This is a genomic window from Streptomyces eurythermus (assembly GCF_014649115.1).
In the GTDB taxonomy this organism is placed as follows: domain Bacteria; phylum Actinomycetota; class Actinomycetes; order Streptomycetales; family Streptomycetaceae; genus Streptomyces; species Streptomyces eurythermus.
The window spans coordinates 322,670-347,049 of record NZ_BMSK01000010.1 but is presented as its reverse complement, the minus strand read 5'-3'; the positions used below and the strand labels follow the sequence as shown (position 1 = coordinate 347,049).

Sequence of the window (24,380 nt, the reverse complement as noted above, 5' to 3'; positions counted from 1 at the left end):
GCGTGAGGGAAACGCCCGGTTACATTCCGAACCCGGAAGCTAAGCCTCACAGCGCCGATGGTACTGCAGGGGGGACCCTGTGGGAGAGTAGGACGCCGCCGAACTCCTTTTGAAGCTCCGGCTCTTGGGCACTGCCCAGGAGCCGGAGCTTTTTTGCGTTGAGGTAAAGTCAGTGAGCATCATTGGCTCGTTTCGCACAGGAGGCCCCCGGGTGGAGGTCCAGGAGACCCGTGTCCAAACGGACCGGGTCCTCACCATCCCCAACATCCTCAGCATGGCACGGCTCGTCGGCGTACCCCTGTTCCTGTGGTTGATCCTCAGGCCGGAGTTCGGCGGCCCGAAGAGTGATGGCTGGGCCCTCCTCGTGCTGGCGTTCAGCGGGGTCAGCGACTATCTCGACGGCAAGCTCGCCCGGCGCTGGAATCAGATCAGCAGCCTCGGCCGGCTCCTCGACCCCGCCGCCGACCGCCTCTACGTGCTTTCCACGCTCCTGGGGCTCACCTGGCGGGAGATCCTGCCGATCTGGCTGACGGCGCTCTTGCTCGCGCGGGAACTGGTTCTGCTGGTCATGGTGGCCATCCTTCGCCGGCACGGGTATCCGCCGCCCCAGGTGAACTTCCTCGGGAAGGCCGCCACGTTCAACCTGATGTACGCCTTCCCGCTCCTGCTCCTCAGTGACGGAAGTGGTTGGATCTCGTCACTCGCCGCTATTTTCGGATGGGCGTTCGCCGGATGGGGTACAACCCTGTATTGGTGGGCAGGAGTGCTCTACGTGGTTCAGGTCCGCCGATTGGTTCGAGCGGACACCATGGCCGATTGAGCTCGGCGATTGTCCAGACATAACGCCTCGATGGCCCGCGGTGTAAAAGTGCGGGACAATCTGGACGGGTGAAGTCGGCTAGACCGTCGTCTCTTGGAGGAGGACGCTTCCGACATGAAGGCCGTCGTGATGGCCGGGGGCGAAGGCACACGCCTGCGCCCCATGACCTCTAGCATGCCCAAGCCGCTCCTGCCCGTGGCGAATCGCCCGATCATGGAGCATGTGCTACGGCTGCTCAAAAGGCACGGGCTCAACGAGACCGTCGTCACCGTGCAGTTCCTGGCATCGCTCGTGAAGAACTACTTCGGTGACGGCGAAGAGCTCGGGATGGAGCTCACCTATGCCAATGAGGAGAAGCCACTCGGTACCGCCGGAAGCGTCAAGAACGCCGAGGAGGCGTTGAAAGACGATGCCTTCCTCGTCATCTCCGGCGATGCCCTGACCGACTTCGACCTCACCGAGCTGATCAACTTCCACAAGGAGAAGGGCGCACTGGTCACGGTCTGTCTGACCCGAGTGCCCAATCCGCTGGAGTTCGGCATCACCATCGTCGACGAGGAAGGCAAGGTCGAGCGCTTCCTGGAGAAGCCGACCTGGGGACAGGTCTTCTCCGACACCGTCAACACGGGCATCTACGTCATGGAGCCCGAAGTCTTCAACTACGTCGAGCCGGACGTACCCGTCGACTGGTCCGGCGACGTCTTCCCGCAGCTCATGAAGGAAGGCAAGCCGATCTACGGCTATGTCGCCGAGGGCTACTGGGAGGACGTCGGCACGCACGAGAGCTATGTGAAGGCCCAGGCCGACGTCCTCGAGGGCAAGGTCGACGTCGACATCGACGGCTTCGAGATCTCGCCCGGCGTGTGGGTGGCCGAGGGCGCCGAAGTGCACCCCGACGCCGTACTGCGCGGACCGCTGTACATCGGCGACTACGCGAAGGTCGAGGCCGGCGCGGAGATCCGCGAGCACACCGTCGTCGGCTCCAACGTCGTCGTCAAGAGCGGGGCCTTCCTGCACAAGGCCGTCGTCCACGACAACGTCTACGTGGGGCAGCACAGCAATCTGCGGGGCTGTGTCGTCGGCAAGAACACCGACATCATGCGGGCCGCCAGAATCGAGGACGGCGCGGTCATCGGCGACGAGTGCCTGATCGGCGAGGAGTCGATCGTCCAGGGCAACGTCCGCGTGTACCCGTTCAAGACCATCGAGGCCGGCGCCTTCGTCAACACCTCGGTGATCTGGGAGTCACGCGGTCAGGCGCATCTGTTCGGCGCCCGCGGTGTCTCCGGCATCCTGAATGTGGAGATCACACCGGAGCTGGCGGTACGGCTCGCCGGTGCCTACGCGACGACCCTGAAGAAGGGCTCGACGGTCACCACGGCCCGCGACCACTCCCGCGGTGCCCGGGCGCTCAAGCGCGCGGTGATCTCCGCGCTCCAGGCCAGCGCCATCGACGTACGCGACCTGGAGAACGTACCGCTGCCCGTCGCCCGGCAGCAGACCGCGCGGGGCAGCGCCGGCGGCATCATGATCCGGACCTCGCCCGGTGTCCCGGACTCCGTGGACATCATGTTCTTCGACGGCCAGGGCGGTGACCTTTCGCAGGGCGGCCAGCGCAAGCTCGACCGGGTGTTCGCGCGCCAGGAGTACCGGCGGGCGTTCCCGGGCGAGATCGGCGACCTGTACTTCCCGGCGAGCGTCTTCGACTCGTACACCGGGTCGCTGCTGCGCAACGTCGACACGACCGGCATAGCCGAGTCGGGGCTCAAGGTCGTCGTGGACGCCTCCAACGGCAGTGCCGGGCTGGTGCTGCCCAGCCTGCTCGGCAAGCTGGGAGTGGACTCGCTGACCATCAACCCCGGTCTGGACGAGTCCCGGCCCACGGAGACGGCCGAGATGCGGCGCAAGGGGCTGGTGCGGCTCGGGGAGATAGTGGCGTCCTCGGGTGCCGCGTTCGGAGTGCGGTTCGACCCCGTCGGCGAGCGGCTGTCGCTCGTGGACGAGAAGGGCCGGATCATCGAGGACGACCGCGCGCTGCTGGTGATGCTGGACCTGGTGGCCGCCGAGCGGCGCAGCGGACGGGTGGCGCTGCCGGTCACCACGACCCGGATCGCCGAGCAGGTGGCCGCCTACCACGGCACCCAGGTCGAGTGGACCACCACGTCGCCGGACGACCTCACGCGCGTCGGGCGCGAGGAGGGCACCATCTTCGGCGGCGACGGCAAGGGCGGGTTCATCGTCCCCGAGTTCAGCGGCGTGTACGACGGCACGGCGGCCTTCGTACGGCTCATCGGGCTCGTGGCGCGCACCCAGCTCACGCTGAGCCAGATCGACGCCCGTATCCCGCGGGCACACGTCCTCAAGCGGGATCTGGCGACGCCGTGGGCCGTCAAGGGTCTGGTGATGCGGCGCGTGGTCGAGGCCGCCGGGGACCGCTCTGTCGACACGACCGACGGTGTGCGCGTGGTGGAGACCGACGGGCGCTGGGTGATGGTGCTGCCCGACCCGGCCGAGGCGGTCACCCACCTGTGGGCGGAGGGCCCCGACGACGCCTCCGCGCAGGCCCTGCTGGACGAGTGGTCGGCGGTCGTGGACAGCGCCGGCCGCTGATCGGGCACAGGCCCGGGGCCGTCGGTACGGCGTCCCCGGGCGATACCGAACGGCTCGGGACGGCGTAGCGCCCCCGCACGCGCGCGTGCCGGACAAGTGTCCCCCAAGGGGGCCTGTCCGGCACGCCGGTGGGGCCGTTCGGAGGTACCGCTCGCGACATGCGACGATGTGCGGCATGCCGCAGCAACCCCCCGTTCGGAGCAGCCCCTCGCGGCCGCAGCGCCCGGACGCCTCCATGTCGTTGATCACCAACGTCATGGACCACAGCCTCGACGACGGATACGCCGAGGCCGCCGCCCGGCGGAAGTCCGCGGGCGAGGGCGGTCTGCCCAAGACCCTCCGGGCCAAGCTGGTCCTGGCCGCGGGGCTGGTCCTCGCGGCACTGGTGGTGACCGTGGGGGCGGCCCAGGCGCGCGTGTCGGCGCCCGTGGTGGCCAAGGAGCGCCAGGAGCTGATCGACCGCGTCGACAGCGAGACCGCGGACGCGGACAGGCTGGAGAGCACCGTCGACAAGCTGCGCGACGACGTCGACGCGCGCCGGCGGGCGGCCCTGAAGTCGAGCGGAGGCAGCGCCGAGGCGGACCTGGTGGGCCTGCTGTCGGGCGCCACCGCGGTACACGGGCCCGGCGTCAAACTCGTCGTGAACGACGCCAAGGAGAACGCCGGCGGCGCGGACGGCTCCAACCCCCGGGACACCTCGGGCTTCTCCGACACCGGCCGGGTACGGGACCGGGACATGCAGCGCGTGGTCAACGGGCTGTGGGCGTCCGGGGCCGAGGCGGTCTCCATCAACGGGCAGCGGCTGACCGCCCTGTCCGCGATCAGGGCCGCGGGGGACGCGATACTGGTCGACAACAGGCCGCTGGTGCCGCCGTACACGGTGCTGGCGGTGGGGGACGGGCAGAGGTTGAGCACCAGGTTCCAGGACAGCGCCGACGGGCTGTATCTGCACGCCCTGGAGGAGAACTACGGCATCCGCGCCACCATTTCGACGGAGGGCGAGGTCCGATTGCCCGCCGCCCCCAGTGTGATCGTACGTACAGCACAGCCGAAGTTCGGGAAGACCGGGAAGGGCACATCGTGATCGCCGTACTGGGCCTCGTCGTGGGAGTCGTGGCCGGCCTGTTGGTCCGGCCCGAGGTTCCGGCGGTCGTCGAGCCGTATCTGCCGATCGCCGTCGTCGCCGCGCTGGACGCCGTCTTCGGCGGTCTGCGGGCCATGCTGGACGGCATCTTCGACGACAAGGTCTTCGTGGTGTCGTTCCTGTCGAACGTGGTCGTCGCCGCCCTCATCGTGTTCCTGGGCGACGAGTTGGGCGTGGGCGCGCAGCTGTCCACGGGGGTGGTGGTCGTCCTGGGCATCCGGATCTTCTCCAACGCGGCGGCGATCCGACGGCACGTGTTCCGGGCGTGACCTCCATGAGCGACCAGAACGAGCGGAACACCGGAAACGGACAGAACGCCCACGGCGACCCGGACGAGCGGCCGGAGAACCGGCTGCGCAGGGAGCTGCCGGCCGAGGTGCCGGTGCCCGCGCCCGGAACCGGCCCGCGGGCCGAGGAGCGGCCCCCGCAGCCGCTGACGGGCCGGCAGCGGCTCGTCAAGGGCCTGTGGCCGCCGCGTTTCACCCGTGCGCAACTCATCGTCGCCGTGCTGCTGTTCGGCCTCGGCTTCGGCCTGGCCGTGCAGGTGGCGTCGAACAGCGACACCGACAGCGCGCTGCGCGGCGCACGTCAAGAAGATCTTGTACGCATCCTCGATGAACTGGATTCGCGTACTCAGCGTCTTGAGGACGAGAAGCAGGGACTCGAAAAGCAGCGTCAGGAACTGCAGAGCAGCTCCGACCAGGCCGCGGAGGCACGTCGGCAGACCGCCGAGAAGGCGAGGCAACTCGGCATCCTGGCGGGCACCGTGGCGGCACAGGGTCCCGGCATCACCATGACGATCGAGGACACGAAGGGGACGGTCAAGGCGGACATGCTGCTCGACGCGATCCAGGAGTTGCGCGCGGCCGGCGCGGAGGCGATCCAGGTCAACGGGGTCCGGGTGGTCGCCGGGACCTACTTCGCCGACTCCGACAGGAGTGTGAGCGTCGACGGGAACAAGATCAACGCGCCGTATCGTTTCAAGGTCATCGGCAAGCCGCAGGACCTGGAGCCGGCGCTGAACATTCCTGGAGGCGTGGTGCAGACTCTGGAGAAAGAGCAGGCCACGGCGACCGTCGAGCGGTCGGACAAGATCGTCGTGGACGCCTTGCGGCGGGCGGAGCGGCCTGACTACGCTCGGTCGTCCTCCCAGTGAACCGGCGGTGCATGGGGTCCGTCGGGCAGGGGCATGAGGTTGCGGGGGGTCGGCGCACCGAAGGGGTGGTGCGTGGTGGAAACTGTCTGGTGGATACGGACGTTGTGAGAATGTCCGGCTCGGCCGGTGTAGGCAATCAGGGTTCGTCCTGCCCCACGGGCGGGTCTGTTTCGGTCAAGGGGAATCGCCCGTGAAGTTGTTTGCGAAGTTGTTCGGCAAGAGCGCGCGAGAGGGCAGCGACAACGCGACCGCTCGCCATCGCGCACAGCCTGACGCGGAGGGCCAGCGCCCGCTGTTCCGGGACCAGGTCGCTGGTCCGGGCGGTGACATTCAGGGAGGTCAGGGCGCGGCGTCAGTTGACCCTGCCCAGTCCGGCGGCATAGGTTTCGGGCAACCGTCAACCTCAGGTACGGGTGGAGGGTTCGCCTCCGGCCCGTACGCGTCCAATGCCCCGGCGGGGCAGCCGCGGCAGGAGGATCCGTCGATGTCGGTCCTGGTGTGTACGAGGTGCGGTAACCGCAATCCGGAGAACGCGCGGTTCTGTTCCCACTGCGGGGCGCCGCTGCGTCCCGGGCTGACGCCGGAGCGGGCCTCCGAGACGACGTCCACGATCTCGATCTCCGGGCTGGAGGCGTACGACTCCGAGGCGACCGGCCAGACGCCGCTGCCGATGCTCTCCCCGGAGGCACAGGCCGCGGTGGACGCCCTGCCGCCGGGCTCGGCGCTGCTCGTCGTGCGCCGCGGGCCGAACTCGGGCAGCCGCTTCCTGCTGGACAGTGACCTGACGACGGCCGGCCGGCACCCGCAGAGCGACATCTTCCTGGACGACGTGACGGTCTCCCGGCGGCACGTGGAGTTCCGGCGCTCCCCGGACGGCTCCTTCACGGTGGCCGACGTGGGCAGCCTGAACGGCACGTACGTCAACCGCGAGCGCATCGATCAGGTCGCCCTGTCGAACGGTGACGAGGTGCAGATCGGCAAGTACCGGCTGGTGTTCTACGCGAGCCGGCAGGGCTACTGACCCGCCCCCGGACGGTTGTCCGGGGGAACCCCAGAGGGAAGGTCCATGCTTCAAACACCGAGCGGCGGTGCCGGAAGCGGTACCGCCGCCAGGGACAGTGGGCTGATGAGCATCGGCACGGTGCTGAACGTGCTGCGCGACGAGTTCCCCGAAGTCACCATCTCCAAGATCCGCTTCCTGGAGTCGGAGGGGCTCGTCGAGCCGCGGCGGACCCCCTCGGGGTACCGCAAGTTCAGCGCCGGGGACGTCGAGCGCCTCGGCCACATCCTGCGGATGCAGCGGGACCACTATCTGCCGCTCAAGGTGATCCGGGAGCACCTGGACGCCATGGAGCGGGGCGAGGCCGTCCCGCTGCCCCTGGTCGGCCGCCAGCGCACCGCGCAGGACGCCTCCGCGGCCGTGGAGGGCCCCACGGTGGCCAGGGTGGGCAGGGCCGAGCTGCTGGCCGCGGCGGACATCGACGAGGCCGAGCTGAAGGAGTGGGAGTCCTACGGGCTCATCGCTCCGCTGGAGGACGGGGCGTACGACGCCGAGGCCGTCACGGTGGCCGCGCTGGTCGCCGAGCTGGGCCGGTTCGGGATCGAGCCGCGCCACCTGAGGGTGATGAAGGCCGCCGCGGACCGTGAGGCGGGCCTGGTCGACCAGATCGTGGCCCCGCTCAAGCGCCACCGCAACCCGCAGACCCGCGCGCACGCCGAGGCCCGTACGAAGGAGCTGGCGGACCTCACGATGAAGCTGCACGCGGCCCTGGTGAAGACCGCTCTCGGGGTGCGGATCCCGTGAAACGGGGGGTCTCCGGGCGGCCGGATCGGGCACCTGTTCCCGGCCCGACTACCCAAACGTCCCGGGCACGGCCTAGGGTTGCTGTGTGAACGAGCTCGATGTCGTAGGTGTCCGGGTCGAAATGCCCTCCAACCAACCGATCGTGCTCCTGCGCGAAGTGGGGGGCGACCGCTATCTCCCCATCTGGATCGGGCCGGGGGAGGCGACGGCGATCGCCTTCGCCCAGCAGGGCATGGCCCCCGCGCGACCGCTGACCCACGACCTGTTCAAGGACGTGCTGGAGGCCGTCGGCCAGGAGCTGACCGAGGTGCGCATCACCGATCTGCGAGAAGGTGTCTTCTACGCGGAGCTGGTGTTCGCCAGTGGGGTCGAGGTCAGCGCCCGCCCCTCCGATGCCATAGCGCTGGCTCTGCGCACCGGCACGCCGATCTACGGCAGTGACACGGTGCTGGACGACGCGGGCATCGCCATTCCCGACGAGCAGGAGGACGAGGTGGAGAAGTTCCGGGAGTTCCTGGACCAGATCTCCCCCGAGGACTTCGGCACCAGCAGCCAGTGAGCGGCCGGCCGGCCCGTCGGACCAGCGGTTCTGCCCGGCGAGGCCGGTGGCCTCTGCACGGCCGGCGTCCTGGCACATGCCCGCGGCAGTGTGAGCGTCCTACGGTCCGCCGCGAGCGCATTCGGCTAGCCTTTCCCCGCGGTGGGACACGGGAAACCACTCCTAGGGTGATTATCACTCGGCGTGCCGAGTGTGGCGATCGTTGACGCACCCCTGGTGACTGCCTACCGTCGAGAAGGCAGGTCAAGGACGGAGGTCGGCGTGAGAACCAGCGGCGACGGTACGGTCGGGGGTGCCCCGGGACGCGGTTTCGGGGAGAGCGGTCCGTACCCGCCCCCGAGTTCGCGGCTGCGCTCAGGCGGGGGACATGCCCATCCCGGCGGCGCGGTGGAGCACGCTCCGCAGCTGCCGACGGCGGTGCCGAACGGCGGAGGGGTGGCGTCCATGACGTCCGAACAGATCGGCTACCGCGGGCCCACGGCCTGCGCTGCCGCCGGCATCACGTACCGACAGCTGGACTACTGGGCCCGCACCGGTCTGGTCGAGCCCAGTGTGCGGCCCGCCTACGGGTCGGGGACCCAGCGGCTGTACAGCTTCCGGGACGTCGTCGTCCTGAAGATCGTCAAGCGCTTTCTGGACACGGGTGTGTCCCTGCAGAACATCCGCACGGCCGTGCAGCACCTGCGGGAACGCGGTTTCCGTGACCTGGAGCGGATGACCCTGATGAGCGACGGCGCCACCGTGTACGAGTGCTCCTCGCCGGACGAGGTCCACGCCCTGCTCCAGGGCGGTCAGGGCATCTTCGGGATCGCCGTCGGCGTGGTGTGGCGGGACGTGGAAAGCGCCCTCTCCCAGCTGCACGGCGAGCGCATCGACACCGGTGAGACCCTGGTCGGGCACAACCCCGCGGACGAGCTGGCGCGGCGCCGCAACCGGGCGGTCTGACGCGCCGGCGTCCGGGCGTCCGATACGAGTAGGTCCCCGTGGGTGACCCGGTGGGTGACGTGCCACGCTCAGGCGTCCGGCGTCGTGACCGCCCGGTTTCGCCGAGGGGCGCCCCGGTGCGACCGCGTTGTCAGTGCCGTGGTGCAGCATCGGAGATGTGAGAAACACGCCCACGATCCTGCATCTCGACATGGATGCCTTCTTCGCCGCGGTGGAGCAGGCGTCCAAGCCGAGCCTGCGCGGGAAGGCGGTCGTCGTGGGCGGGCTCGGACCGCGCGGTGTGGTGGCCACCGCGTCCTACGAGGCACGGGTGTTCGGGGTCCACTCTGCGATGCCCATGGCGCAGGCGCGCCGGCTGGCACCCAACGCCGCGTATCTGGTGCCGCGCTTCACCCTGTACCGGGCGATCAGCGAGCAGGTGATGGCGCTGCTGCGGGAGCTGTCGCCGCTGGTGGAGCCGCTGAGTTTGGACGAGGCGTTCGTGGACCTGGAGGCCGGGGGTACGGCCTGGGACGAGGAGTCGGCGCGCCGGGCCGGGGAGAAGCTGCGGGCGGACATCCGCGCGGTCACCGGGCTCACCGGTTCGGTGGGGCTCGCCGCCTCCAAGATGCTCGCGAAGATCGCCTCCGAGCAGGCCAAGCCGGACGGACTGGTGCTGATCGAGCCGGGTACCGAGCGGGACATGCTGGCGCCCATGCCGGTGCGTACGCTCCCGGGGGTCGGGCCGGCCACCGGGGACCATCTGCGCAGAGCCGGGATCACCACGGTGCGGGAGCTGGCGGAGGCGGGCGAGGACGAACTGGTCCGGCTGCTCGGCAAGGCACACGGGCAGGCGCTGTACGCGATGGCCCACGCCCGGGACGAGCGGCCGGTGGTGGCCGAGCGGGAGGCCAAGTCGGTGTCGGTGGAGGACACCTACGACGTGGACATCCACGACCGGCTGCGGGTCGGCCTGGAGGTGCAGCGGCTGGCCGACCGGTGTGTGCGGCGGCTGCGCGGGGCCGGGCTGTCCGGGCGGACCATCGTGCTCAAGGTACGGCGGTACGACTTTTCGACCCTGACTCGTTCCGAGACGCTCAGAGGGCCCACGGACGATCCGGCCGTCATCCGCGAGGCGGCGGCGCGGCTGCTGGACTCCGTGGACACCACCGGTGGGGTACGGCTGCTCGGGGTCGGGGTGTCCGGGCTCGCCGACTACACCCAGGAGGACCTGTTCGCGCAGGCCATGCCGGTGCGGGTGGTGGAGGAGCCGGAGGAGGCCGCGGTCGAGGCCGAGGCGGAGCAGCCGGAGGCCGCGGAGCGGCACTGGCGGGCCGGGCAGGATGTGCGGCACGCGGAGTACGGGCCCGGCTGGGTGCAGGGGAGCGGGCTGGGGAGGGTGACCGTGCGGTTCGAGACGCCTCAGTCGGAGCCGGGGCGTGTACGGACGTTCTTTGTCGATGATCCCGCGCTGTCGTCTGCGGAGCCGTTGCCGTTGGTCGCGGATCCTTCCCACCCGCCCACCCGTCCCGGCCAGCCGAACAGTGGCCGCCAGGGGGCTCCGCCCAGTGGCCGCCACGGGGCTCCGCCCCGGACTCCGGAGGAGCCCCGCGTCCGGGTGGAGCCGCGCGGGCGGGAGGAATCCCGGGGGCGGGAGGATTCTCGCGTCCGGGGGGAGTCCCCTGCCCGTGGTGGAGACGGCGTCCTGGATGAGGCGCGCGTTCCTGAGGGGGCCAACCTCGCCGTTGAGGCTCGCGCCCCTGAAGAGGGTCGCGCCCCGGATGAGGCACAGGCTTTGGATGGGGCGGGCATTCCTGGTGAGTCGCACCCCTGATGAGGACGGTGTTCCGGACGAGGCCCGCGCTTCCTATGAGGCCAGGGTCCTGGAGGAGGCCCGTGCCCATGAAAAGGCTCCTCTCCTGGATGAGGCCCTTGCCCGTGAGCAGGCTTGTCTCCCGGATGAGGCCCACGTCTTGGGTGACGCCAGCGTCCCCGATGAGGTCGACGTCCTCGCTGAGGCCAGCGTGCCCCGTGAGACCAGCGTGCTCGATGAGGTCGGCGTGCCAGGCCAGGGTCCTGGAGGAGGCCCGTGCCCAAGAAGAGGCTCCTCTCCTGGATGAGGCCCTTGCCCGTGAGCAGGCTTGTCTCCCGGATGAGGCCCACGTCTTGGGTGACGCCAGCGTCCCCGATGAGGCCGGCGTCCTCGCTGAGGCCAGCGTCCCTGGTAAGGCCAGCGCCCCTGGTAAGGCCAGCGTGCTCGATGAGGTCGGCGTGCCCCGTGAGGCCAGCGTGCTCGATGAGGCCGGCGTCCTTGATGGGCCAGCGTTCTCTATGAGGCCGGCGCCTTGGGTGGCGCCCGTATCCCTGATGAGGTCGGCGGCCCTGATGAGGTGTGCGTGGCTCTGAAGGCGGGCGCGTGTCCGATGAGGTCCGTGTCAATGGGAGGAACCGGCGATGGGGGAGGGCCGCCGTGTCGGGAGCGGTCCGGGGTCGGGGTGACGGCCGGAACCGGGGAGGCGCGCGGGAGGAGTCGTGTCGTCAGGTTTCCTCCGAGCCCGCCAGTCTGCCGAAGTCGTGGTCGGGGAGCGGGGGAGGGGAGTCCGTATCGAGGCCGTAGTGGTGGTAGAGCTGGAGTTCCTGCTCGGGGGAGAGGTGGCGGCCCACCCCGAAGCCGGGGGCGTTCTTGATCAGGGCGCGGTCGAAGGGAACGCGCAGGGCGCCGTCGACGAGTTCGCTGGGTTCCAGGGGCACGAAGGCGTCCCGGGAGAACAGGCCGGTGCGTATGGCCGCCCACTCGGGCACGCCGGTCGCGTCGTCCAGGTACACCTCGTCGATCGTGCCGATCTTGGTGCCATCGCGGTCGAACGCCTTGCGGCCGATCAGGCTGCGCGGATCGATGTCGGTCTGCACGGTCCCTCTCCCTCCACGTGGTCGCAACTCATCCGTAAGCACTACGAAAGAGCACATTGGAGGAGGCGGCCACTCGAAGACTGCCCCATTGACCTCGCTGGTAGGCTGACAGCGGCTGCTGACCCCGCGCGGGAGAGTCCTCCGACCACCTCGGAGGCGCCGAAGGAGCAACTCCTCCCCGGAATCTCTCAGGCTCACGTACCGCACGGACGAGGTCACTCTGGAAAGCAGGGCGGGCGTCGACGGCTCCCGCCCTCACCGACGGTGAAAGCCGGCGCCCGCGGGTGTCCGGTGAAGCTCTCAGGTGCAGATGACAGAGGGGGAGGCCGTCGGGGTACCCGCGCCGGGGTGCCCCTCGCAGGTCGCGTCAGACCAGGAGGCCTCCGCAATGACCGCCCATCGCATTCCGCTCTCCGAACTCGAAGCGGGCACCCCGTTCGAGCAGCGCCACATCGGGCCCGACCAGGAGGCGCGGGCCAAGATGCTCGCGCAGGTCGGATACGGCTCGCTGGACGAGCTGACCGCCGCCGCGGTCCCGGATGTGATCAAGAATGCCGACTCCCTGGACCTGCCGGGCGCCCGCACCGAGGCCGAGGTGCTCGCCGAACTGCGTTCGCTCGCCGACCGCAACCAGGTCCTGCGCTCCATGATCGGCCTGGGCTACTACGGCACCTTCACCCCGCCCGTCATCCTGCGCAACGTCATGGAGAACCCCGCCTGGTACACGGCCTACACGCCGTACCAGCCGGAGATCTCCCAGGGCCGTCTGGAGGCCCTGCTGAACTTCCAGACGATGGTCGCCGAGCTGACCGGGCTGCCCACCTCCGGGGCCTCCCTGCTGGACGAGGGCACGGCCGCCGCCGAGGCGATGGCCCTGTCCCGGCGCATGGGCAAGAACAAGAAGGGCCTGTTCCTGGTCGACGCGGACACGCTGCCGCAGACCATAGCCGTGATCGAGACCCGCGCCGAGCCGACCGGCGTGGAGGTCGTCGTCGCCGACCTGTCCGCCGGCATCCCGGCTCAGCTCGCCGAGCGCGAGATCAACGGCGTGCTGCTCCAGTACCCGGGCGCCTCCGGTGCCGTACGGGACCTCAAGCCCGTCATCGACCAAGCGCACGAGCTGGGCGCCCTGGTGACCGTGGCCGCCGACCTGCTCGCCCTGACGCTGCTGACCTCGCCGGGCGAGCTGGGCGCGGACATCGCCGTGGGCACCACCCAGCGCTTCGGCGTGCCCATGGGCTTCGGCGGTCCGCACGCCGGCTACATGGCCGTACACGAGAAGTTCGCGCGCAGCCTGCCCGGCCGCCTGGTCGGCGTCTCCGTCGACGCCGACGGCCACAAGGCCTACCGGCTCGCGCTGCAGACCCGTGAGCAGCACATCCGCCGTGAGAAGGCCACCAGCAACATCTGTACCGCGCAGGTGCTGCTCGCCGTCATGGCCGGCATGTACGCCGTCTACCACGGGCCCGAGGGCCTGAGGACCATCGCGCGGCGCACGCACCGCTACGCCACCCTCCTCGCCGAGGGCCTGCAGGCCGCCGGTGTCGAGATCGTCCACGGCGCCTTCTTCGACACGGTCACCGCGCGCGTGCCCGGCAAGGCCGCCGGGATCGTCGCCGCCGCCCGGGACAAGGGCGTCAACCTGCGGCTGGTCGACGCCGACCACGTCTCCGTGGCCTGCGACGAGACCACCGACCGGGCCGGGCTGGACGCCGTCTGGTCCGCCTTCGGCGTCGAGGCCGACATCGAGGCGCTGGACGCGACCGCCGAGGACACCCTGCCCGAGGCGCTGCTGCGCACCGACGACTACCTCACCCACCCGGTCTTCCACCAGCACCGCTCCGAGACCGCCATGCTGCGCTACCTGCGCAGGCTGGCCGACCGCGACTACGCGCTCGACCGCGGCATGATCCCGCTGGGCTCCTGCACCATGAAGCTCAACGCGACCACGGAGATGGAGCCGGTCACCTGGCCCGAGTTCGGGCAGCTGCACCCCTTCGCGCCCGCCGAGCAGGCCCAGGGCTACCTCACCCTCATCCGCGAGCTGGAGGACCGTCTCGCCGAGGTCACCGGCTACGACAAGGTCTCCCTCCAGCCGAACGCCGGCTCCCAGGGCGAGCTGGCCGGTCTGCTCGCCGTACGCGGCTACCACCGCGCCAACGGCGACGACCAGCGCACCGTCTGCCTGATCCCGTCCTCCGCGCACGGCACCAACGCCGCCAGCGCCGTGATGGCCGGCATGAAGGTCGTCGTCGTCAAGACCGCCGAGGACGGCGAGATCGACGTGGAGGACCTGCGCGCCAAGATCGAGCAGCACCGCGACGAGCTGGCGGTGCTGATGATCACCTACCCGTCCACGCACGGTGTGTTCGAGGAGCACGTCGCCGACATCTGCGCCCGGGTCCACGAGGCCGGCGGCCAGGTGTACGTGGACGGCGCCAACCTCAACGCGCTCGTCGGCCTCGCCAAGCCGGGCCACTTCGGCGGCGACGTCTCCCACCTGAACCTGCACAAGACCTTCTGCATCCCGCACGGCGGCGGCGGTCCGGGCGTCGGGCCGGTCGCGGTCCGGTCGCACCTCGCGCCGTACCTGCCGAACCACCCGCTCCAGCCGGAGGCCGGCCCCGAGACGGGCGTGGGCCCGATCTCGGCGGCCCCGTGGGGCAGCGCGGGCATCCTGCCCATCTCCTGGGCGTACGTCCGGCTGATGGGCGGCGAGGGCCTGAAGCGGGCCACCCAGGTGGCCGTGCTGTCGGCGAACTACATCGCCAAGCGCCTGGAGCCGCACTACCCGGTGCTCTACACCGGCCCCGGCGGCCTGGTCGCGCACGAGTGCATCATCGACCTGCGCCCGATCACCAAGGCGACCGGCGTGAGCGTGGACGATGTCGCCAAGCGCCTGATCGACTACGGCTTCCACGCGCCGACCATGTCCTTCCCGGTGGCCGGCACGCTGATGATCGAGCCGACCGAGTCGGAGGACCTCACCGAGCTGGACCGTTTCTGCGACGCGATGATCGCCATCCGCGCGGAGATCGAGAAGGTCGGCTCGGGCGAGTGGCCCGCGGAGGACAACCCGCTGCGGAACGCCCCGCACACCGCGGCGGCGCTGGGCGGCGAGTGGGCGCACGCCTACACCCGTGAGCAGGCCGTCTTCCCGGCCGGCGGCTCGGCCGCCGACAAGTACTGGCCGCCGGTGCGCCGCATCGACCAGGCCTTCGGCGACCGCAACCTGGTGTGCTCCTGCCCGCCGCTGGACGCCTACGAGGACTGAGCGAACGCTGTTCGAAAGGCCCCGCCCGGAACGTCGGGTTCTGCCGGGCGGGGCCTTTTTCCGCTGTTACGGGGACGCCAGTGAGACCTCGGTCGCCTTGATCAGGGCGATGACCTCCGAGCCCACGAAGAGGCCGAGGTCGGCGACCGCGTCCCGGGTGACGACGGCGGTGAGTTCGCCGGCGGCCGTGGCGATCTTCACGGAGGCCATGACCTCGCCCGGGCGGATCTCGGTGACGGTGCCGGGGAACCGGTTGCGGATGGACAGCCCCTCGGCCCGGCGGGCGGCGAGGGCGACCCCGGTGGACTTCACCAGGGCGTGCACGGGCCGGCCGGGCGCGAGGGAGAGCTGCTCGGCGGCGTCCAGGGTGATGGCGGCCAGCAGGTGCGGGCCGCCGTCCAGCCGGACCTCGACGGTGGCCATGACCTGGCCTGCGTGGACCTCGGTGACGGTGCCGGGCAGCTGGTTGCGGATGCTCAGGGTCATGGGCACCCACCGTAGGGCGCGGGTCCGGTCAGGCCGGGTATGCGTGGGTCTGGGTCGCCTTCACCGTCGCCCAGACCGGTGTACCGGGGCGCAGGCCCAGCTCGGCGGCGGCCACCGTCGTCAGATCCGCGGCGAGCGGGAGTTCGCCGGTGAGGTCGGCGCGGATCCGGTCGCCGTGCGTCTCCAGGCCGGTGACCTCGCAGCGCCACAGGTTGCGGGCGCTCACACCGGAGGGCCGGTCCCGGAACAGGGTCACGGCGGACGGCGGGAACGCCACGAAGGCCGGTCCGGACAGCTCCTCCGTCGTCGTGACCGCGGGGCCGGTGTCGAGCCGTACGGTGTGCCCCGCGGCCTGCCCCCGGTAGAGGTTGAGGCCGACGAGCCGGGCGATGTAGTCCGTGCGCGGGTGCCGGGCGATGCCGGCGGGGGTGCCCTGCTGTACGACCCGGCCGTGCTCCACGACCACCAGGCGGTCCGCGAGCACCATGGCGTCCAGCGGGTCGTGCGTGACCAGGACCGAGACCGCCTCGAACTCGGCCAGATGGCGGCGGAGCCCGGCGCGGACCTCCAGGCGGGTACGGGCGTCCAGCGCCGCCAGCGGCTCGTCCAGGAGCAGCAGGCGGGGGCGGGTGGCGAGGGCGCGGGCGAGGGCCACGCGCTGGGCCTGGCCGCCGGACAGACGGCGTGGCCTGGTGGCCGCGTGGTCGGCGAGGCCCATGCGGTCCAGCCAGGCCGCCGCCCGGGCGCGGGCCTCGGCCTTGCCCACGCCCTGGCAGCGGGGGCCGAAGGCGACGTTGTCCAGGGCGGACAGGTGGGGGAAGAGCAGGTAGTCCTGGAAGACGACACCGACCGGGCGGGACTCGGGGGGCGTGTGCTCCAGGGGGGTGCCGTCCAGGTGCAGGTGGCCGTCCGTGAGGGGGGTGAGGCCGGCGAGGGCGCGCAGGGCGGTGGTCTTGCCGGCGCCGTTGGGGCCGAGGAGCGCCACGACCTCGCCGGGGGCGGCCGTCAGGGTCACGTCCAGGCGGAATGCGGGGCGGTCGACCACGAGGCGGGCGTTCAGGCCGGTGGTGGTGCTGTCGGCGAGGTGCTTGTCGGGGTGGGGGGTGGTGTGGGTCATGGGGTTGTCATCCAGCGGTCCCTGAGGGCTGCCAGGACCGCGATCGATACGGTGAGCAGCACGAGGCTGAGGGCGATGGCGGCCTCCGGGTCGTTCTGGAGGGCGAGGTAGACCGAGAGGGGCATGGTCTGGGTGCGGCCGGGGAAGTTGCCCGCGAAGGTGATCGTCGCGCCGAACTCGCCGAGCGCCCGCGCCCAGGCCAGCACCGCGCCGGCCGCGATACCGGGCGCGATCAGCGGCAGCGTGACCCGGCGGAACGCGGTGAAGCGGGACGCGCCGAGCGTGGCGGCCGCCTCCTCGTAGCGCGGGTCGGCGGCGCGCAGGGTGCCCTCGACGCTGATCACCAGGAACGGCATCGCCACGAACGCCTCGGCGATCACGACCCCGGTGGTGGTGAACGGCAGTGTGATCCCGAACCACGCGTCCAGCCACCGCCCGACGACCCCGTTGCGGCCCAGGGCCAGCAGCAGCGCCACACCGCCGACGACCGGCGGCAGCACCAGCGGCAGGGTGACCAGGGCCCGTACCAGGCCACGGCCGGGGAAGTCCGTACGGGCCAGGAGCCAGGCCAGCGGCACGCCGAGGACGAGGCTCACGGCGGTCGCCGCGGTGGCGCTGATCAGTGACAGCTGGAGCGCCTGCCACACCTCCGTACTGCCCAGCTGCTCCGGCAGGGAGCGCCAGGGCGCGCGGACGAGCAGCGCGAGCAGTGGCAGCAGCAGGAACGCCAGCGCCAGCAGGCCCGGCAGCAGCAGCGGCAACGGCACCACGCGCCGGCCCCCCGCACCGGCGCGGCGGCGTCGTGGCCGGCCCGTGCGGAGGCCGGTCGCGGCGCCGGGCTTGTCGAGCGGGGTCACGGCTTGAGGAATCCGGCCTCGCCCAGCACCTTCTGGCCGTCGGCGGACCGCACGAGGGTGATGAACGCCTGGGCCGCCTCGGCGTTCCGCCCGTTCTTCAGCGCGGTGATCGGGTAGTCGTTGACGGCACCGGCGGACTCGGGGAACTCCACGCCCTGCACCTTGCCCTTCGCGGCCTTCACATCGGTCTTGTAGACGACCGCGGCGTCCGCCTCGTCCAGTCGCACCTTGTTCAGGGCGCTCTTGACGTCCTGTTCGTAGGAGACCGGGGTGAGTTCGATCCCGGCGGCGTCCAGGGCCTTTCGCGCGGCGGCGCCGCAGGGCACGGTCTTGTCGCACAGGACGACCTTCAGCCCGGACTTGGTGAGGTCCTTCAGGGAGGACACCTTCGCGGGGTTGCCCGGCCGGGTGGCGATCTCCAGCTGGTTGCGCACGAAGGTGACCGGGGCGCCGGACGCCGCTCCCGCGTCCGTCACGGTCTTCATCGTCCTGGGGCTGGCGGCGGCGAAGACGTCGGCGGGGGCGCCGCCGGTGATGCTCGCGGCGAGGGCGTCGCTGCCGCTGAAGTTGAAGCTGACCTTGGTCCCGGGGTGCCGGTGCTCGAACTCCTCGCCCAGGGTCGTGAAGCTCTCCTTCAGGGAGGCGGCGGCGAACACGGTGACCGTGCCGGACAGTTCCGGGGAAGCCGACGCGCCCGCGGACCCGGACGCCCCGGCGCCCGACGCGCCGGACGAGTCCGCAGAGGAGGAGCAGGCGCTCAGGGCCAGTGCGGCGGCGGCTCCGGCACCGGCCAGTCGCAGCGTCCGCCGGGTCCGGCGCACGGAACGGGTCATCACGGATCGACTCCTCGGTTCTTGGACAACGGTCGCGCCCGGGCACGCCCGTTGATCGGCCGTGCGGCGATGATACTGCCGCATCTGCGAGGCACATGTCTCCTGTCGGTTCGCATGAGCCGGGAGTACGAGGGTTCTGGCTTGCATGTGCGTTCGTACGGCGTGGCGTAGGGGGGAGCGGCCGCGGCGGCGACGAGGGCGTCGACGGCGCGCCGGTCAGACGCGGTCGATGTGTACGTTCGTCGACTTCACGCGCGCGGTGGCCTCCATGCCGACCTCCAGGCCCAGTTCCTCCACGGCCTCCCGGGTCAGCAGCGAGACGAGCCGGTGCGGACCCGCCTGGATCTCCACCTGGGCGGCGACATCGCCGAGCTTGATCGCGGTGACGATGCCGGGGAAAGCGTTGCGGACGGAGGTGTACGAGGTCTCTTCCTCGCCGCCGTCACCCTTGGCGAGTTCGACGGAGAACGCGGCGAGGTCCCTGCCGTCGATGAGCCGGCGCCCGGACTCGTCGCGGTGGGTGGCCACCCGGCCGGCGTCGGCCCAGCGGCGGGCGGTGTCGGGGCTGACGCCGAGCAGCCGCGCGGCCTGGCCGATCGTGTAGGACTGCATGCCCGTCACGATAGAGCCAAGCGCCGAAAACCATGTGTGGGGGGCCGACCGCGTGGGGATACACGGCCGGCTCGGCTTCGGGCGGCTGGAGGTGCGGTCCCGGAGACGGTGGCCGGGGGGAAGGGTGTCGGGGGCGGGCCCGCGTGGCGGCGGGGGTGACGTGTGGTCACGCCGGGGCGCCGGATGCGGGCGGTGGCCAAGCCGTGGGGGACGGACGGGTGGCTCAGCCGGTGTGTACCCGTGGCCGGCGGTCCCGGTTCGGTTCCGCCTCGCGCAGTACCTCGCGGGTGACCGGGGCGACCTCGCCCTGGCCGAAGAGGAAGAAACGGAGGAAGTTGGCGAACGGATTGCCCTCGGTCCACTCGAAGTAGATGTGCGGGGTGCAGCCCGTGGCGTCCCGGACGTGCAGCAGCAGCGCGGCGAGAGCGTTCGGGACGGAGGCGGACTCCAGCGTCAGCACCCGGTAGCGGTCGTGCAGCACCTCTCCGCGCACGGTCAGCCCCGCCTCGAACTCGGACGGGTCGGTGACCGTGACCTCGACGAAGACGAAGTCCTCCTGCTCCGGCATGTCGTTGTCGGCCCTGATCTGCTCGGCCTTGTCCCGGTACTCGGCCTGGTCCCGCCGCCCCGGCTTGTTGGCGATGAAACGGATGCGCCGATGGGCCATGTCCCGGACGAACCGCTCCGCCATCGGGTCGAGCGCCACGTGGGTCACGCGCAGCTCGAAGGCGCGGGCGAGCCGGGACAGCAGCGATATCAGCATGATCCCGACGATGAAGCAGGCACCGATCTTCACACCGTCCGGACGCTCGATGACGTTCACCACGGTCGTGTAGAGGAACACCGCCGAGATCGCCCCGAACGCCAGGGTCCAGCCGCGCTGGCCCGCCTTGCGCGCGGCGATGGTCACCGCGATCGCGGCCGAGCTGATCAGTACCAGCACACCGGTGGCGTAGGCGCCGCCCTGCTTGTCGACGTTGGCGTCGAAGATCCACGTCACCAGGAAGGCGACCAGGGTAAAAACGATGACCATCGGGCGTACCGCCCGGGCCCAGTGCGGGGCCATGCCGTAGCGGGGCAGATAGCGCGGCATCAGGTTGAGCAGTCCGGCCATGGCGGAGGCGCCGGCGAACCACAGGATGGCGATCGTCGAGACGTCGTACACCGTGCCGAAGGCGTTGCCGAGATACTCGTGCGCGAGGTAGGCGAGCGCGCGGCCGTTGGCGTCGCCGCCCGGCTTGAACTCCCGCTCCGGGATGAGCAGCGTCGTGATGAAGCTGGTGGTGATCAGGAAGCAGCTCATCACCAGCGCGGCGGTGGTCAGCAGCTTCTTGGTGTCCCGGATCCGGCCGGCCGGCCGCTCGTCGGTGTCACCGGGGTCGCCCTGGACGTGCGGCATGACGGCGACGCCGGTCTCGAAGCCGGACAGGCCGAGGGCGAGCTTCGGGAAGACGATCAGTGCCACGCCGATCATCACGAAGACGTTGCCGTGCTCCGTGGTCAGGGCACCGCTCCAGTCGGTGATCACATGCCCGGCGGTGACGACGTGCCACAGGCCGGTGATCACGACGACGACGTTGAGCAGGAGATAGACGCCGACCAGGGCGACCGCGACGCCGATGGCCTCCAGGAAGCCCTTGAGGAACACCGCGCCGAGCAGTGCCACCAGGCACAGGGTGATCAGCATCTGCTTGCCCTGAAGGGCTTCCGTCAGATGCGGGTTCTCCACCAGGTGGGTGGAGGCGTCGGCGGCCGAGAGGGTGATGGTGATCAGGAAGTCGGTCGCCGCGAAGCCCAGCAGGGTGAGGACGAACAGCTTGCCCTTCCAGAAGGAGAGCAGCCGCTCCAGCATCGCGATGGACCCCTCGCCGCGCGGGCTCTCCTCGGCCACGCGCCGGTAGACCGGCAGGGCGCCGGCCAGCGTGACGACGACCAGCACGATGGTCGCCACCGGTGACAGCAGGCCGGCCGCCAGGGCCGCGATGCCTGGCTGGTAACCGAGGGTGGAGAAGTAGTCGACACCGGTCAGGCACATTACCCGCCACCAGCGCTGGCCCTTGTGGGCGGGCTCCGGCTCGGCGTGCGGACCCGGATGCTGCTTGGCCAGGTCGGACAGCCCCTCCAGCATCCAGGCGCGCAGGCGGCCGGTACTGGGAGGGCGTTCGGTCGTGGCCATCGGTGTGCTCCTGACGTGCGGCGGCTCTTTCCGGCCATCACCCGGACGGTGGCACCAGCGTAAGCAGAGAGTGACGCTCGGGCCTGCGGATCGGCGGGCCGACGGCGTCAAGCTTGCGTTAAGAATGGCCCCCGAACGCAGGCGGCGCACGAAGAAGGGGAGGCCGGGACCGGTGCACCGAGCCGGCGCCGACCGCGTGACCGGGTGGCGGGGCTGTCGGGGATGGCTGGTCGGCGGCCACCGTGTGTCATGGCGTACGAGGCTTGGCCGCTCGCCGCGTGGGTGAGGGTCGCCGCGGGTCATGCGCCCGGGGTGCGCGGGCGCGGGTCGGCTGGGGCGAGGACGCCGGGTGTCGTGGGGTACGAGGGCTGGGACGCGCCGCGCCGGGTGAGCGAGGCCGGCCGGTGTCATGCGGCACGGGGCAGTCACGGGGTACTGCACCCGGACTGTCACCGTCCGGAGCGGGCTGCGGGGCCTATAGCCTCCGGACATCGCCGGAGCGGGCTGCGGGGTCTACGGCACCCGGACAGCGTCCATCGTCGGAGCGGATGGTTGGGCCGGCAGCGCCCGGACAACGCCGGAGGGGGCGGCCGGGCCCACGGGACAACGCGCCGTCGCCGGAGCGGGCCTGGAACCCGTGGGTGTGTGAGGCCCATGACCACCGGGTCTTCGGCGTACCGGCCGCCGCTGTTCTGATCGGGAGCCGCTACTCCATGCCCGACGCGCGGAACACGCCCAGCGCGGTCTCGCGGTCCACGCGGCGGGCGAGGGCGTGCAGGGCGGTCGTACCGGTCAGCAGGATGCCGGCGGTCTCGGCGCGCCGGGCACCCTCGTCGAGCCGGTACCACAGGTCCGGGTTGCGGACCAGCACCTCGGGGTCGATCTCGGCCCGGTGGCCCAAGGCGTCGCGCAGCACCAGCCGCCGGCTGACACCGTCCAGCGGGCGTACCGCGATCAGCAGATCGGTACGGACCCGGCGGGTGCGCCCCAGGCGGCGCGAGGCCAGCCAGCCCTGGCCGGCCGACACGCGCGCCGGGTACAGGACGAGGAACAGCAGCAGGGCCGTGACCAGCCACAGGACACCGCGCCACCAGGTCAGCGAGCCGGCCGCCCCGTCCAGGCACAGCAGCAGCCCGAGCAGCGCGGTGGCGTAGCGGACCGCGCCGCGTACCTCCCCGGCCCAGTCGCGGTCGTGGGCCACGGCCGCGGTGCCGGACGGGTGCCGGCCGGTCGCCAGGGGACGGGTGTCGTCGCGGTGCTCCATGGGGAAAACGGTAGACCCGCGGGCGGCCCGGAGCGCCCCCCGTTGACGGCGCCCTGACGGCGGGGCGGCCGTTCTTGACGGGACCGTATCGCCGGCGCCGGCCACCGCTCGGCGCCCAGCCGGCGGGCCGGCGTGGTGGCCCGCCGCAGGGCCGTGACCCTGCTCAGGGAGCCGATGGCCCCGAGCACCACCCGGGCCACCGCCGAGGCGTTCCGCACGGGCACCGGCATCACGGGTACGGGCACGAGCGGGGTGCCCGTCTGTCGAGGCCCCCCTTTGTCTCCGTCCGCCCCCGGACCAGGGATCAGATCAGCCGGGCGGCGTCGGCGCAGCGGCGCTTGCGGGTAGCGCCCGGCATGCGTCGGGGCCGGTGCGCACGGGTGTGTGCGGCCGGCCCCTGGATTGTTGTGCCTGCTCAGGCGGCGGTCATCACCTGCTCCGCACCGAGCGGGCGGTGCGGGGCGATGATGCGGCCGTCGGGCAACAGCTCACCGGTGTCCTCGAAGAGCAGGACGCCGTTGCACAGCAGGCTCCAGCCCTGTTCCGGGTGGTGCGCCACAAGGCGGGCGGACTCCCGGTCGGCGGATTCGGCTGGCGGGCACGGTGGCTTGTGCTGGCACATGGGCGGGATCTTTCGCTCTGTCGTGATCATGTCCGTCCCCCGTGATGAAAGAGTCGGTCTGCATCCAGTGTTCTCTCCTGCGTGTCATTCCGCAGGGTTTTCCCACCACCGCTTCTCACAGGTTCATGACGCGTCACCCGCGCGGGCGGTTCAGCCCAACCCCCCGGTCACTTCGGGTGGTTCGCCCTGGCCGGAAGGGACTAGTCCGGCCGGCCAGGGCCACGGAGCGGCCGTACCCGGGCCCTGGTGCGGCCGTACCAGGGCCACGGAGCGGCCGTACCCGCGCCCCGGAAACAGCCGTACCCCGCTTCCCGGACGGGAAGCGGGGTAGGCGGGTGTCGGTCAGGCGGCGGGTGAGCCGAGCGCGGTCGGGCCGAGCAGCGGGAGCGGAGTCACCCGCTGGGTCAGCACCGGAAGCAACTCGGCGACACGGAAGGGACGGTGGGCCGGAATGCCAGGCGGGGCCGGGGCCAGCGGGACGAGCAGATCGGTGGCGGCCGGATGGCCCCCGGTGCCGTCGCCGGAGTGGTCGCCGTGCAGCCACAGGGTGAGCATATACAGCCCCGGTACGGACAACAGCCTTGGCTGGTACGGGAGTTGGAGTGCCTCGGCCTGCTTCAGGGCGCGTTCGGTGGAGGCGATGTACGGGCCTTCGAAGAAGTGCGAGAAGGTCCAGCCGTCAGGGGTGAGCATGGTGTCGGCCGCGGCCACCGCCCGGTCGCCGCACCGGATCAGGAAGCGCCAGCCGGCCAGCCGGGTCGCGGACAGGCCTTGTTCGGAGATGCGGTCCCACACATGGACCGGCAGGGGGAGCTCGGGTGTCGCGGGCCCCTGCGCGGCGCGCAGGGAAGGAGTGCGCGCCTCACGGACCGCGGTGGGAGAACCGAGGGCGGTGAGGACGGAGCGCAGGGCGGGCGCGGGGGCAGGGGGCACGTGCAGCGGCATGTGGGTCGCCTCTCATTCGACAGGCGCGGCGGCGCGAGGAGGGGGTGGGGCGGACGGCGCTGTCTGCTCACGGAAGGCCGGAGAGGTGGGGGCCCGGGTCGGGTGTGAACGAGGGTGCGGCTCGGTCCGCCCCCCGTCAACCGGGATGGCGGTAACGCCTCGGCAACCAGGACCGAGGGTGCCACCTCTGCCGTGCGCACGAAGTTTATACGACGTTTGTTCGGCCGATGTTTCGGCTATCCGATTCCGGTTCCGGGGGCAAGGGTG

22 protein-coding genes, 1 rRNA gene and 1 riboswitch are annotated in these 24,380 nt (G+C 71.1%); of the genes, 13 read left to right on the top strand and 10 right to left on the bottom strand.

Features of this window, described 5'->3' with window-relative positions; translation table 11 throughout:
- From rrf to IE251_RS21365, 12 genes are all read left to right on the top strand, one after another.
- Positions 1-104, top strand: a 5S ribosomal RNA gene (rrf, locus tag IE251_RS21420); the annotation flags it as partial.
- 107 nt (positions 105-211) lie between these two features.
- Positions 212-820, top strand: a complete 609-nt coding sequence (clsA, locus tag IE251_RS21415; RefSeq protein WP_189754596.1) for a cardiolipin synthase ClsA — start codon at positions 212-214, stop codon at positions 818-820.
- 114 nt (positions 821-934) lie between these two features.
- Complete coding sequence (locus IE251_RS21410) at positions 935-3,430, top strand: mannose-1-phosphate guanyltransferase (protein WP_189754595.1); 2,496 nt, start codon at positions 935-937, stop codon at positions 3,428-3,430.
- A 166-nt stretch (positions 3,431-3,596) separates the two neighbouring features.
- Complete coding sequence (locus tag IE251_RS21405; protein WP_189754594.1) at positions 3,597-4,514, top strand: DUF881 domain-containing protein; 918 nt, start codon at positions 3,597-3,599, stop codon at positions 4,512-4,514.
- Positions 4,511-4,843 (top strand): small basic family protein, encoded by a 333-nt coding sequence (locus IE251_RS21400; RefSeq protein ID WP_030808725.1) that lies wholly within the window; start codon positions 4,511-4,513, stop codon positions 4,841-4,843. Before IE251_RS21405 ends, IE251_RS21400 begins: the two co-directional genes overlap by 4 nt.
- A gap of 5 nt (positions 4,844-4,848) precedes the next feature.
- Entirely contained in the window at positions 4,849-5,730 is an 882-nt protein-coding gene (locus IE251_RS21395; RefSeq protein WP_189754593.1) for a DUF881 domain-containing protein, read from the top strand.
- Positions 5,731-5,920: 190 nt separating this feature from the next.
- Positions 5,921-6,751, top strand: a complete 831-nt coding sequence (locus IE251_RS21390; protein ID WP_189754592.1) for a zinc-ribbon and FHA domain-containing protein — start codon at positions 5,921-5,923, stop codon at positions 6,749-6,751.
- A 45-nt stretch (positions 6,752-6,796) separates the two neighbouring features.
- Positions 6,797-7,534: a transcriptional regulator FtsR gene (ftsR, locus tag IE251_RS21385; protein WP_189754591.1), complete on the top strand. Its 738-nt coding sequence runs from the start codon at positions 6,797-6,799 to the stop codon at positions 7,532-7,534.
- Between the two features lie 85 nt (positions 7,535-7,619).
- The gene (locus IE251_RS21380; RefSeq protein ID WP_026253112.1) at positions 7,620-8,093 is read left to right on the top strand and encodes a bifunctional nuclease family protein; all 474 of its coding nucleotides are present in this window, start codon (positions 7,620-7,622) and stop codon (positions 8,091-8,093) included.
- Between the two features lie 261 nt (positions 8,094-8,354).
- Positions 8,355-9,038: a MerR family transcriptional regulator gene (locus IE251_RS21375; RefSeq protein WP_181793755.1), complete on the top strand. Its 684-nt coding sequence runs from the start codon at positions 8,355-8,357 to the stop codon at positions 9,036-9,038.
- A 157-nt stretch (positions 9,039-9,195) separates the two neighbouring features.
- Complete coding sequence (locus IE251_RS21370) at positions 9,196-10,851, top strand: DNA polymerase IV (protein WP_229896874.1); 1,656 nt, start codon at positions 9,196-9,198, stop codon at positions 10,849-10,851.
- A 68-nt stretch (positions 10,852-10,919) separates the two neighbouring features.
- Positions 10,920-11,423 (top strand): hypothetical protein, encoded by a 504-nt coding sequence (locus IE251_RS21365; protein ID WP_189754590.1) that lies wholly within the window; start codon positions 10,920-10,922, stop codon positions 11,421-11,423.
- 132 nt (positions 11,424-11,555) lie between these two features.
- Here the strand turns inward: IE251_RS21365 and IE251_RS21360 are convergent, their stop codons facing one another.
- The gene (locus tag IE251_RS21360; RefSeq protein ID WP_189754589.1) at positions 11,556-11,927 is read right to left on the bottom strand and encodes a PRC-barrel domain-containing protein; all 372 of its coding nucleotides are present in this window, start codon (positions 11,925-11,927) and stop codon (positions 11,556-11,558) included.
- 119 nt (positions 11,928-12,046) lie between these two features.
- A riboswitch (glycine riboswitch) is annotated at positions 12,047-12,141 on the top strand.
- Between the two features lie 174 nt (positions 12,142-12,315).
- Between IE251_RS21360 and gcvP the strand changes: the two genes are divergently transcribed.
- The gene (gene gcvP, locus IE251_RS21355; protein ID WP_189754588.1) at positions 12,316-15,201 is read left to right on the top strand and encodes an aminomethyl-transferring glycine dehydrogenase; all 2,886 of its coding nucleotides are present in this window, start codon (positions 12,316-12,318) and stop codon (positions 15,199-15,201) included.
- Between the two features lie 66 nt (positions 15,202-15,267).
- Here gcvP and IE251_RS21350 read toward each other — a convergent pair whose 3' ends face one another.
- The 9 genes from IE251_RS21350 to IE251_RS21310 all read right to left on the bottom strand — a co-directional run bounded on the left by IE251_RS21350 (position 15,268) and on the right by IE251_RS21310 (position 24,113).
- Positions 15,268-15,687 carry a TOBE domain-containing protein gene (locus IE251_RS21350; protein WP_189754587.1) on the bottom strand — a complete coding sequence of 140 codons (420 nt, stop codon included), beginning with the start codon at positions 15,685-15,687 and terminating at the stop codon, positions 15,268-15,270.
- 28 nt (positions 15,688-15,715) lie between these two features.
- Positions 15,716-16,804 (bottom strand): ABC transporter ATP-binding protein, encoded by a 1,089-nt coding sequence (locus IE251_RS21345; protein WP_189754586.1) that lies wholly within the window; start codon positions 16,802-16,804, stop codon positions 15,716-15,718.
- Entirely contained in the window at positions 16,801-17,661 is an 861-nt protein-coding gene (gene modB, locus IE251_RS21340; protein WP_189754585.1) for a molybdate ABC transporter permease subunit, read from the bottom strand. The genes IE251_RS21345 and modB overlap by 4 nt, the downstream gene beginning before the upstream one ends.
- Positions 17,658-18,494, bottom strand: a complete 837-nt coding sequence (gene modA, locus IE251_RS21335; RefSeq protein WP_189754584.1) for a molybdate ABC transporter substrate-binding protein — start codon at positions 18,492-18,494, stop codon at positions 17,658-17,660. Before modA ends, modB begins: the two co-directional genes overlap by 4 nt.
- Positions 18,495-18,710: 216 nt before the next feature.
- Entirely contained in the window at positions 18,711-19,106 is a 396-nt protein-coding gene (locus IE251_RS21330) for a TOBE domain-containing protein (protein ID WP_189754583.1), read from the bottom strand.
- A gap of 223 nt (positions 19,107-19,329) precedes the next feature.
- Entirely contained in the window at positions 19,330-21,282 is a 1,953-nt protein-coding gene (locus IE251_RS21325) for an APC family permease (protein WP_189754582.1), read from the bottom strand.
- A 706-nt stretch (positions 21,283-21,988) separates the two neighbouring features.
- Positions 21,989-22,546, bottom strand: a complete 558-nt coding sequence (locus IE251_RS21320) for a hypothetical protein (protein ID WP_189754581.1) — start codon at positions 22,544-22,546, stop codon at positions 21,989-21,991.
- A 415-nt stretch (positions 22,547-22,961) separates the two neighbouring features.
- Positions 22,962-23,168, bottom strand: coding sequence for a DUF5999 family protein (locus tag IE251_RS21315; protein WP_189754580.1), 207 nt, complete (start codon positions 23,166-23,168; stop codon positions 22,962-22,964).
- A 342-nt stretch (positions 23,169-23,510) separates the two neighbouring features.
- Positions 23,511-24,113: a hypothetical protein gene (locus IE251_RS21310; protein ID WP_189754579.1), complete on the bottom strand. Its 603-nt coding sequence runs from the start codon at positions 24,111-24,113 to the stop codon at positions 23,511-23,513.
- Between the last annotated feature and the right edge of the window lie 267 nt (positions 24,114-24,380).